The organism is Gemmatimonadales bacterium (assembly GCA_030697825.1).
In the GTDB taxonomy this organism is placed as follows: domain Bacteria; phylum Gemmatimonadota; class Gemmatimonadetes; order Gemmatimonadales; family JACORV01; genus JACORV01.
Genome location: JAUYOW010000278.1, coordinates 1 through 3,418 on the forward strand (window position 1 = coordinate 1; position 3,418 = coordinate 3,418).

The window sequence follows — 3,418 nt, forward strand, 5'->3', positions numbered from 1 at the left end:
CGGCTGCCGGGGATGCGGTCCACGTTGGCGATGACCTCCCAGTGTTTGCCGCCCACGTCGAACTCGGCCGTCCAGTTGAAGTCGGAATCCGTGAGGCGCGTCTCGGTCCGGAACCACGAGAAGCTCTCGCCCTGCACCGCCCACGAGAACCTGGCCACGCTGTCGCTCACCGTCGCGCTGACCGGGCGGAACCGCCGCTGGGTCGCGATCCTCTGATCGCGCGCCACGCGGCGACGCGCCACGTACCACGGCAGCGTCTCCAGCGCCGTGCGGGCGGCGCTGTCCCTGGCCGAGACCGTGGCCAGCTCGTAGGCCAGGTCCGCGCGTCCGCTGTCGGAAAGGGCCCGCGCGCTCGCGAGCACCTCCGCCGCCAAATGATCGCGCGCTCGCGTGGCGGTGTCCCTGAGCAGCATCTCGACTGAGAAGGGGAGCATGCGGGCCACGCTGCCCGTCGGGACGAGGCGCGTCGCGTCGCTCAACACCTTCTCGAGCACGGTGACGCGCACCTCGACGGGGAGTTTGAAGAACTGGGGTACGTAGCCGCCGAGGAAGAGGGCGCCCAGCATGTCCGCCGTCAGCTCAGGGTTCGCCGCCGCAGCGGGCGCGAGGGCGGCGCTGGTGCGGTCGAGGAGCGCTTCCGCGCGGTCGTAGCGTCCCCCCAGCTGGAAGAGGGTGTATGCCCAGCCCGCCCCCTCGATCTGGAACGCGTTGAGCGCCGCCATGTCGAGGCTGCCGGTCTGGAACAACGAATCGGCGATCCGGGAGCCGTCCGCGTAGCGGCGGAGCTTGGAGAGCAACGCCATCCGCCGGGCGGGAACGTTCTCCAGGCCGGTCTCGACGCCCAGCGAATCGGCGGTCTCCAGCTCGCGCAGCGCCTCGGCCGCGTCGCCTCCCAGGTCGGCCACGCGCGACGCCCACAGGTGCGCCTCCGCTTCGGTGCGCCCGACCGCGAGCCAACGACCTACCCAGGCCCGGGCGGCAGCGAGGGCGCGCGCGCGAGCCGCCCCGAGCGTGTCCGCCGGCACGGTCCCGAGTGACTCGGACGGCACCAGGACCAGTGTGTCGAACAGCAGCGGAACGAAAGTCCGTGACGGCGCGGTGCTGAGCAGGGCCGGGAGCGACGCCGCTTCCTGGCGCCAGGTCGGCATGAACCCCGGCGTTCCGCCCGCCGCCAGCAGGTAGGCCTGAGTGAGGCTCTGGTAGAGGTGATGCCGCGCGGGATCGAGCTCCAGCACCCGCTTGGCCAGAGCCAACGCGACGTTCAAGTTGCTCGCCGGACGCTCTCCAGCGCCGGAGCGTACCAGGATCGGGTTGAACGCCTCGATACTCATCCGCCATTCGAGCGCGTCCACGTTGGACGAGTCCTGCTCGACCAGACGCACGAACCGTTCGCGCGCCGCTCGGAAGCGCCCGCTCAGCATGTCGTTGATGCCCAGCACCAACTCCCGGTCGCGCGGGTTAAGGCGGTCGGCCAGCGCGGCCGCCCGCGCGGCATAGCGGAAGCTCTGCGAGCCGGCCGTCGCCAGGTCCATGGGATTGGCGCTGAACGAGGCCTCGGCCAGCTTGGCGTAGGCCTGGGCGAACGTACTGTCGAGGCCAACGGCTTCAAGGAAGGCGTCGCGGGCGCGCCGTGCCTCGGACCGGTTGTAATGGGCGATGCCGCGGACGTAGGCGCGATAGGCGTCCAGGGAGCGCGTGGTGGTCGCCGCGAGGTCGGCGGCCGCGGTGTCGATGCCGGCCGCGCGGATGAGCCGCGTGCCCAGGCGCTGGTAGACCGCCCGCACGTCCTCGCCGGCCGCCGCCTCCTCCACCGCGCGCACCACCACCTGGTTGGAAACCACGTCGAAGGCGCGGGCGCTCACGCGGACCCGGCCGCCGAGTACCAGTACCTCGCCCGTCACCGCGGTCCAGCCACCGGTCTCGTTCCCGATCCGCCGAATCACGGCCAGGTCCATGACTCCGCCCGGGCGCAGGCCCGCCCGTTGCAGCGCCGGGTACAATCGCTCGTCGGGGACGACTTTGAGCTCCTCACGCTTGCCCAGGGCGTCGGCGATGAGCACGGGCGAGCCTTCGACCAACCACTCGTGCTCGGCCGAGCGCGAGACGTTGCGGAAGGGGAGCACCAGGAAACTGCGCCGGCGCTGCTCGGGGCCGGGCGGCGGAACGCGGCGCGGCGCGGCGCGGCGCACGCCCGCGCAGGGCGGCGGCGTGCCGTCTGGGCACTGGGCGTGGAGCGCGGGCGCAAAGGCCGCGCCCGCAGGCAGCAACGCGACGCCGAGGAGGAAACAGTTCCAGCGCATGAGGATGTGAAGCATATGACGCCGGGGGCAGCGCCTGGTCAAGTCGCGCGACGGGGGTGCTTGACGCTCGGTGCCGTCGGCTGCATAAGCATGGCAGGGCACTTTCACCGTCCGACCGGCCACAAGGAGGCCACCATGGCCGACACCATCCGCAAGGTCAGCTACTACTACATCATGGTCCCCAACCGCGCGGGCGCCGGCGCCAGGGTGCTCGGCGCGCTGAAGGACGCCGGCGTCAACCTGCGCGCGTTCTCGGGCTTTCCGAGCGGCCGGAAGGCGCAGCTCGACTTCATCCCCGAGGATGGCGCGGCGTTCCTGCGCGTCATGCGCCGAGCCGGCGCGAAGGTGAGCAAGCGGAAGACCGGCTTGCTCATCGAGGGCAGGGACCGCATCGGCGCGGTCGCCTTGATCCACGCCAAGCTGGCCAAGGCGAAGATCAGCGTGACGGCGATGGACGCCGTCTGCACCAAGGGTGGGCGCTACGGGGCGCTGCTCTGGGTGAAGCCGAAGGACGTCGCGAAGGCCGCGAAAGTGCTGGGGGCCAGGTAGCGCTTCAGCGTTTGCCGCTGCCGGGCCCGGGCTTCAGCCCGAGGCTTCGCCGGCCGCCTTCGCCGCCTGGAACGCCATTCCCCGGAGGCGGGTGATCCGCATCGCCATCGGCGGATGGGTGCCGAGGAGATTGGCCATCGCTCCCTCCTTCGCATTCACCTTCCGGCCCAGCGGATCGGCGATGCAAAGATGAGCGGTGCCGCGCTTGATGGACGCGGTGGGCGCCACGGCCGACTCGATCTTCTGGAGGGCGGACGCGAGCGCGGCGGGATTGCGCGTCAACTCCGCGCCGGTCGCGTCGGCCAGGTACTCTCGATTGCGGGAGACCGCCATCGCCATGAAGCGAGTGATGATCGGCGCCAGGATCAGCGTGACGACCCAGAGCACCAGGAGCACGATCATGATCGCGCCGCCGCCGCCGCCCTTGCGGCCGCCGCGCCCGCCTAACAGCCGCCCGCCGCCGCCGCGGAAGATGCGGCCCATCCCGTCGGACAGGATGACTACCACTCCCACCAGCGCCGCGATCAGGGTCATCAGGCGCACATCGAGGTTGCGAACGTGCCCCATCT

Annotated in this window: 3 protein-coding genes; 1 reads left to right on the plus strand and 2 read right to left on the minus strand. The window is 71.2% G+C overall.

Annotated features, from left to right (window positions below; genetic code table 11):
• Positions 1-2,315 (minus strand): hypothetical protein (locus Q8Q85_13570; GenBank protein MDP3775286.1); only part of this gene is annotated, 2,315 nt, incomplete at its 3' end.
• Between the two features lie 120 nt (positions 2,316-2,435).
• Here Q8Q85_13570 and Q8Q85_13575 point away from each other — a divergent pair.
• A complete protein-coding gene (locus Q8Q85_13575) occupies positions 2,436-2,849 on the plus strand; it encodes a hypothetical protein (GenBank protein MDP3775287.1) in 414 nt (137 codons plus the stop codon).
• Positions 2,850-2,882: 33 nt separating this feature from the next.
• Here Q8Q85_13575 and Q8Q85_13580 read toward each other — a convergent pair.
• Positions 2,883-3,418: M48 family metalloprotease (locus Q8Q85_13580; GenBank protein ID MDP3775288.1), on the minus strand; the 536-nt coding region annotated here is incomplete at its 5' end.

Coding starts and splice junctions, on each gene's coding strand:
- Q8Q85_13575 (MDP3775287.1), top strand. CDS start 2,436: ATGGCCGACACCATCCGCAAGGTCAGCTACTACTACATCATGGTCCCC.